The sequence below is a fragment of the Lactococcus sp. UBA7128 genome (assembly GCF_002492185.1).
GTDB lineage: Bacteria > Bacillota > Bacilli > Lactobacillales > Streptococcaceae > Lactococcus > Lactococcus muris.
The window spans coordinates 1-6,044 of record NZ_DKXK01000082.1 but is presented as its reverse complement, the minus strand read 5'-3'; the positions used below and the strand labels follow the sequence as shown (position 1 = coordinate 6,044).

The window sequence follows — 6,044 nt, the reverse complement described above, 5'->3', positions numbered from 1 at the left end:
CTACTATGGCATTCATGTCGAGAGCGGACTGGTGAGTCCTGACCAGCATGAGGAGTTCCTCAATGACGGGGAGCAACACCATGCGGAGCTGGAAGACCTTCTCCAAGGTATCCAGAACGGAGTGATGTACGATGACGGACAGAACCCATTGCCTAACGAAGACAGTGCACCAGATGCTTTTGACTTCTCAACCATGCGTCCGGGCCGTATCTTTACCATGGCAGGTGAGCAGTACCGTTACCTTGAAAACATGGGTTCTGGCAACCATATGATTATCCGGAATAATGTGATTACCGAGATTTCATTTGTACAGCAAGAAGAGGAACTGGATTCTTGGTATGACTCTCTTCATTCAGAAGTGAGAGCCAGAGTTCAGCCTGTAGCTAATAACTTCATAACGGGAAGTGTTCCAGATGATGTTGTTACATTTGATGGTGGTGTGCGATGGATTCCCAATAATCTAGAAGGTGAGGTTGCGGCAGATGTGACAACAATTGTCCAAGGAGCAGGTGGTAGTCCACGTGCGTTTGCACTTTCCTTAGCTGATGTTACACGCCTATCTGGACTTGGACAAGCATTTCCTAACTCCTTGGGACGTACGGCGACGAACAGTAACTCGTGGTGGTTACGGACACCTGGGGCTCCCGGATTTGCTTGGCATGTGAATTTCCAGAGACCAGGACAGTTGTTCGCTAGTAATAATGTATCATTTACCCACCCTGTGCGTGGTATTCGCCCTGCTATAATTATCAATCAATCCAACTAAAGCAGTCAAACTCCAAAACAAAAATCACTCAATAAGGCATCCTTATAAGCCAAGTATTGAGTGATTTTTAGGGTTTTATCTGAGTTTTTAATCAATATCGCGACTCAGGTCAACTTCTTCAAGGGGGATGAGCTTCGTCTTCTTAACAATTTTATAAGAAAAATATAAAACAAGGAAAAGTGGCAGCGCCAAGTAAGTGGTAACAATGTTTTGCACGCTCATCGTGACAGTGGTGATTTGACCGATAACGATGATGATTGAGAGGATTAAGGCAATAATTGGGCCGATGGGGAACCATTTGGCATGATAACCCAACTCAGAAAGATGATGTCCTTGCTTAATAAAAGCACGGCGGAAGCGAAAATGGCAAATCGCAATACCAATCCAAGCCAGAAAGCCAGATAAACCAGAGGCGGCTACGAGGTAGAAGTAAATTTCTGTTCCGAAGATACTGGTCAAGAAAGCTAAAAGACCAATGGCTACAGTGGCTAGGATAGCAAAGATGGGAACACCAGTGCTTGTGTTTGTCTTTGCAAAAATCTTTGGTGCATGTCCTTCCTTAGCCATACCGAAAAGCATACGAGAAGCAGCGTAGAGCCAAGAGTTAGCAGAAGAAATAACAGATGTTAAAATGACAGCATTCATAACAGAAGCGGCAGCAGCTAAACCAGCACGCTCAAACACTAGAGTAAACGGAGAAACGGTAATGTCGTTTTGAGCAGCAGCACGGAGAAGACTAGGGTCTTTATAATAGACTAAAGCTCCAACGACAAAGATAGATAGGAAGTAGAAAATGAGGATACGCCAGAAAACTTGTTTGATTGCTGAAGGTACATTTTTTTCAGGATTTTCAGATTCACCAGCTGCAATACCAACGATTTCGGTACCTTGGAAAGAGAAACCTGCAATCATGAAGACGGCAATCATTCCTCCGATACCGCCAACAAACCCGTGATTTCCTCCAGCAGAAAGGTTACGTGCCACATCGGGTTTATAACTCATAATCCCGAAAATTGTTGCGAGACCAATCACGATAAAGGCAATAACGGCAACAACTTTAACCGTAGCCATCCAAAACTCTGCTTCACCGTAAGCCTTGGCAGAAATCAAGTTGACCAATAGGATAAGACCAATAACTATGGTAGACCAAATCCATGTAGGGACATGTGGCAACCAGAATTGCATAATTACACCGACTGTAGCAGCCTCAACAGCCACAGTGATTGCTGAGTTGAACCAGTAGTTCCAGCCCATGGCAAAGCCGAAAGCCTCATCAACATAACGGTCAGCAAAGGAAGCAAAGGAACCAGATAGTGGCAAGTAAGAAGCCATTTCACCGAGAGAAGTCATCAAGAAGAAAACCATGAGACCTATAGCTCCATAAGCAACAAGGGCGCCAAAAGGACCAGCTTGAGATATTGTGGCTCCTGAAGCAACAAATAACCCCGTACCGATAGTTCCCCCTAAAGCAATCATGGTTAAGTGGCGATGTTTGAGCCCCCGTTTTACTTGTGTGGTTGTCGTGGGTCCGTTGTTTGCAGTATTATCCATTACTTCTCTCCTAAATTTATGAATATTAATACAAAAAAGCAATCCCGAGGGATCACTAAACGTCAGAAAGGATTTTTATCCGAATAGCGCATCGTGTCTATACTAAGAGTCTAGCTAGACTACGACAGTTTAACAAGTATTTCTCGTTAAACCAAGAAAAGGTATTGAGTTTAACTTTTCTTTCGGCAACCGCTCCTGGGTCAAACATCCTAGCTTACTCAAGCTCCGTTCGACTTATTATTGGCTGCGACCTCTATCGTTTATTAAGTATTTATGAATATTTTAGATTAATTTGAGAGGCTTGTCAAGGATAAAGCTGAAAAAAGTGTATAATTATGCAACTTTGCTTGTTGGTTATAAATAATGCGAAGTGTTTGTTTTAGAAACTAAAAAGAGTTATAATAGAAGGTAGATGAGCACGCTTTCATCTGAATTATATCGGGAGGTGGTTTGTTATGGCATTTACCCCAAAATATGTATCTCCAACTTACGCAGGAGAAAAAATTGTACGCGTAACACGCAGCCAAGAAGGAGAAGTAACACACTTATTCCAACGCTTTGATAACCAATGCAAACTGCATTTTATTGTGAAAAAACTTGGCTACTATCAGTCGAAAGAAGGTGAGTACCGCTACATTCCAGCTAATGTGCTCGATGTTGTAGCTTGATAAATAAAGAAAGGTGAAAAATCTTCTGCATGTGCAGAGGGTTGTTTTCTTTTGGTTTCGTTTTAAGATTTCTACGAGAAGGGACACGGAAGTTTCACAAGCTCTGAGAAATTCCCCCTTTTCTTGAATAACTTTTACACTTGAAAGAGTAAAATACCTTCGAAGCGGCTCTTTTTAAGAAAAATGTGCGTACACTACAAGTGCTTCTAAATCAGTGTTTCGAGATAGTTATTATAGTTTTTTAATAAGCCGTGAAATTTCTGTGATAGGAGTGGGGCAGCTTGCAAAAAAACTGCTAATCTGATAGAATATATACTTGTGAGTAAAACTCATAACTTACACAGGCTCCAACCTGTGTCATTAGTCCAAAAGGAGGAAAAATCAATGACAAAATACGAAATTCTTTATATTATTCGTCCGAACATTGAAGAAGAAGCAAAGAAAGCTCTCGTTGAACGTTTCGATAATATCTTGACTGACAACGGTGCTGTGAATCTTGAGTCTAAAGACTGGGAAACACGTAAACTCGCTTACGAAATTCAAGATTTCCGTGAAGGTATCTACCACATCGTAACTCTTGAAGCGTCTACTGATTCAGCGGCTTTGAGCGAATTTGACCGTCTTGCTAAGATTAACGGCGATATTCTTCGTCATATGATCACTAAAGTAGAAGCTTAATTCTGGTTTAGCTGGACAAAATTAAAGGAGAGACATCATGATTAATAATGTTGTTTTGGTTGGACGCCTTGTGCGTGACCCTGAACTACGTTACACACCGCAAAATACTGCGGTTGCTACATTTACGCTTGCTGTTAACCGCCGTTTTAAAAATGCGCAAGGCGAACGTGAAGCTGATTTCATCAACTGTGTCATCTGGCGTCAATTTGCTGAGAACTTGGCAAATTGGGCGAAAAAGGGTGCCTTAATTGGTGTGACAGGTAGCATTCAAGTGCGGAATTATGAGAACAAAGAAGGTCAACGTGTTTACGTGACTGAGGTATTGGCGGATAACTTCCAAATGCTTGAAAGTCGTGCCGTGCGTGAAGGTGGAAGTGGTTCATACAGTGCACCACAACAGCAACAACCGCAAAACAGTACATTTGCTGGAACGAGCACAGCAAGTACTGCGACACCTGATTTTGGTCGTGATGCTGATCCTTTTGGTGGCTCACCGATGGAAATTTCTGATGATGATCTTCCATTTTAATAGTCTGTTGCAGAGGGAGTTAAGGCTCTTCTTTCCAACACGAGTGGGCTGCTAAGCCTCTTATTAGTTTCACAGAACGCTGATAGTACTTTTCTGTGAAACATCATAAAATAATAATATAAGGAGAAACACACTATGGCTTTTCAAAAACGTGGTGGCTTCAAACGCCGTAAAAAAGTTGACTTTATCGCAGCTAACAAAATCGAAGTTGTTGATTACAAAGACACTGAACTATTGAAACGTTTTATCTCAGAACGTGGTAAAATCTTGCCACGTCGCGTAACTGGTACTTCAGCTAAAAACCAACGTAAAGTGGTTACAGCTATCAAACGCGCACGTGTTATGGCTCTTTTGCCATTCGTAGCTTCTGACGAAAACTAAAGATATAAAAAAAGATACCAGAGGGTGTCTTTTTTCGTACTCTAACTTTGATTTTTTGAGTACCATCCCGTATATTATAACGGTTAAGCTCCTCGCTTCCAAAACTTATGTAAGGGTGACTCCACTCAGTCTTGTTTGACTTTATGTTATACTAGAAATGAAAGAAGCCTTTTTGCAAGACGGCTATATGGTTAAGCTGCCAAAGGAATTGCAAAAATTAGCTTTAGTTACAAGTTGAGCTCTTGGGATGAGTAAATAAATATCTGATACAGAAGCATTTCTAAAAAATATTGAATGAGAGTGCGAAGGATTTATACAGTGTGCCAAAGATGTAGCTCCTTTAAAAAACGGTCTTCCCTGCTGAAGAAGAGGTGAGACAAAAGAGAGTTTGAAAAGCACATGATTGGTTGGGCATTAGAAGAATGTTATATATGACTGAACCAGAGCAAGGTTTCCGCGTAATCTCGCAGACCTACAAATGATTAGGAAAAAAGAGAAGTTAAGAAATTAAAAGCAATGATATGGATTATAATTCTACTTTTTAGTTTCCTGTTTTATGGGATTTTGCTTGAACCACACTTTATGCGTGTACGGGAAGTGAAAATCTCAGATAGGAAAGGATTAAAAGTTGCACATTTTACAGATACGCATTTTAACTGGCACACCCGGCCATACCGATTTTATAAATTTTCGAAGCATATAAAGCAGAATCAGCCTGACTTGATTTTGTTTACAGGTGACTTATTTGACAAGGTAAGCTGGGCTCAAAAGCACGAGAGAAATAAAGTTAAAGAAATTCTGGCGGATTTAGATGCTCCTTTGGGGAAATTTGCTATTTTGGGCAATCATGATTTTTCGGAGGAGGGACATCCTAACTACATAAGAAGCTTTCTGGAAGAGTCAGGATTCACAGTACTTACAAATCAGTCTGTACGGGCAGGAGATGTATCATTGACGGGGCTTGCTGACTTGCGCGAAGGTCAGCCAAATTTTGGGATGTTACCTGAGCAAGCGGAGTTTTCCCTTTTAATGATTCATGAGCCGGATACGATTTTACAGGTTGAACATCCGGAACAGTATGATTTGGTAGTTGCAGGGCACAGCCACGGTGGTCAAATCCGTCTTGGAAATTTTCGTTTGCGTAATGATGGCTCTAAAGCTTATGACTCTGGTTTATATGACTTAGGGGGAAACACGAAACTCTTTGTCAATGCAGGAATAGGCTTGACTTTTTTACCTATAAGGTTTGGTGTACCTCCAGAGATAGTGTATTATGAGATTTAAGAAAAAACGTCCAAAGGTGCAGTATATACACCGCATGGGCGTTTTTCTCATCAAACACTCATTTCATTTGACCTTTTTTATACTATAGACTCAGAAAGTAAACGTAACATTAGAAATGTATATGTAATGAAAAATCTAAACCACACGTTACGTCAAAGGAGGAGTTTATGACACCAGAAAAGAAAAA

The 6,044-nt window shown here is 41.0% G+C and carries 6 protein-coding genes, 1 pseudogene and 1 riboswitch; of the genes and pseudogenes, 6 read left to right on the top strand and 1 reads right to left on the bottom strand.

Annotated elements, in window-relative coordinates; translation table 11 throughout:
• Positions 1 to 766 (top strand): annotated as a pseudogene (locus tag B4H39_RS08980) (hypothetical protein); the annotation flags it as partial.
• A gap of 87 nt (positions 767 to 853) precedes the next feature.
• On the opposite strand, the gene B4H39_RS08975 reads toward B4H39_RS08980, so the two are convergent.
• Positions 854 to 2,317 carry an amino acid permease gene (locus B4H39_RS08975; protein WP_251422080.1) on the bottom strand — a complete coding sequence of 488 codons (1,464 nt, stop codon included), beginning with the start codon at positions 2,315 to 2,317 and terminating at the stop codon, positions 854 to 856.
• A gap of 76 nt (positions 2,318 to 2,393) precedes the next feature.
• Positions 2,394 to 2,581, bottom strand: a riboswitch (Lysine riboswitch).
• Positions 2,582 to 2,772: 191 nt separating this feature from the next.
• On the opposite strand from B4H39_RS08975, the gene B4H39_RS08970 reads away from it, so the two are divergent.
• The 5 genes from B4H39_RS08970 to B4H39_RS08950 all read left to right on the top strand — a co-directional run bounded on the left by B4H39_RS08970 (position 2,773) and on the right by B4H39_RS08950 (position 5,857).
• Positions 2,773 to 2,985 carry a hypothetical protein gene (locus B4H39_RS08970; protein ID WP_202231669.1) on the top strand — a complete coding sequence of 71 codons (213 nt, stop codon included), beginning with the start codon at positions 2,773 to 2,775 and terminating at the stop codon, positions 2,983 to 2,985.
• 384 nt (positions 2,986 to 3,369) lie between these two features.
• The gene (rpsF, locus tag B4H39_RS08965) at positions 3,370 to 3,663 is read left to right on the top strand and encodes a 30S ribosomal protein S6 (protein ID WP_202231670.1); all 294 of its coding nucleotides are present in this window, start codon (positions 3,370 to 3,372) and stop codon (positions 3,661 to 3,663) included.
• Between the two features lie 37 nt (positions 3,664 to 3,700).
• Positions 3,701 to 4,192 carry a single-stranded DNA-binding protein gene (locus tag B4H39_RS08960; RefSeq protein ID WP_202231671.1) on the top strand — a complete coding sequence of 164 codons (492 nt, stop codon included), beginning with the start codon at positions 3,701 to 3,703 and terminating at the stop codon, positions 4,190 to 4,192.
• 135 nt (positions 4,193 to 4,327) lie between these two features.
• Positions 4,328 to 4,573 carry a 30S ribosomal protein S18 gene (gene rpsR, locus B4H39_RS08955; RefSeq protein ID WP_003133134.1) on the top strand — a complete coding sequence of 82 codons (246 nt, stop codon included), beginning with the start codon at positions 4,328 to 4,330 and terminating at the stop codon, positions 4,571 to 4,573.
• Between the two features lie 516 nt (positions 4,574 to 5,089).
• On the top strand, positions 5,090 to 5,857 hold the full coding sequence (locus B4H39_RS08950) for a metallophosphoesterase (RefSeq protein WP_251422083.1): 768 nt from the start codon (positions 5,090 to 5,092) through the stop codon (positions 5,855 to 5,857).
• The last annotated feature ends 187 nt before the right edge of the window (positions 5,858 to 6,044 follow it).

What these genes read in the sequence shown, in the direction of transcription:
- B4H39_RS08975 (WP_251422080.1), bottom strand. Translation starts at nt 2,317, where the DNA reads ATGGATAATACTGCAAACAACGGACCCACGACAACCACACAAGTAAAA.
- B4H39_RS08960 (WP_202231671.1), top strand. Translation starts at nt 3,701, where the DNA reads ATGATTAATAATGTTGTTTTGGTTGGACGCCTTGTGCGTGACCCTGAA.
- B4H39_RS08950 (WP_251422083.1), top strand. Translation starts at nt 5,090, where the DNA reads ATGATATGGATTATAATTCTACTTTTTAGTTTCCTGTTTTATGGGATT.
- rpsF (WP_202231670.1), top strand. Translation starts at nt 3,370, where the DNA reads ATGACAAAATACGAAATTCTTTATATTATTCGTCCGAACATTGAAGAA.
- B4H39_RS08970 (WP_202231669.1), top strand. Translation starts at nt 2,773, where the DNA reads ATGGCATTTACCCCAAAATATGTATCTCCAACTTACGCAGGAGAAAAA.
- rpsR (WP_003133134.1), top strand. Translation starts at nt 4,328, where the DNA reads ATGGCTTTTCAAAAACGTGGTGGCTTCAAACGCCGTAAAAAAGTTGAC.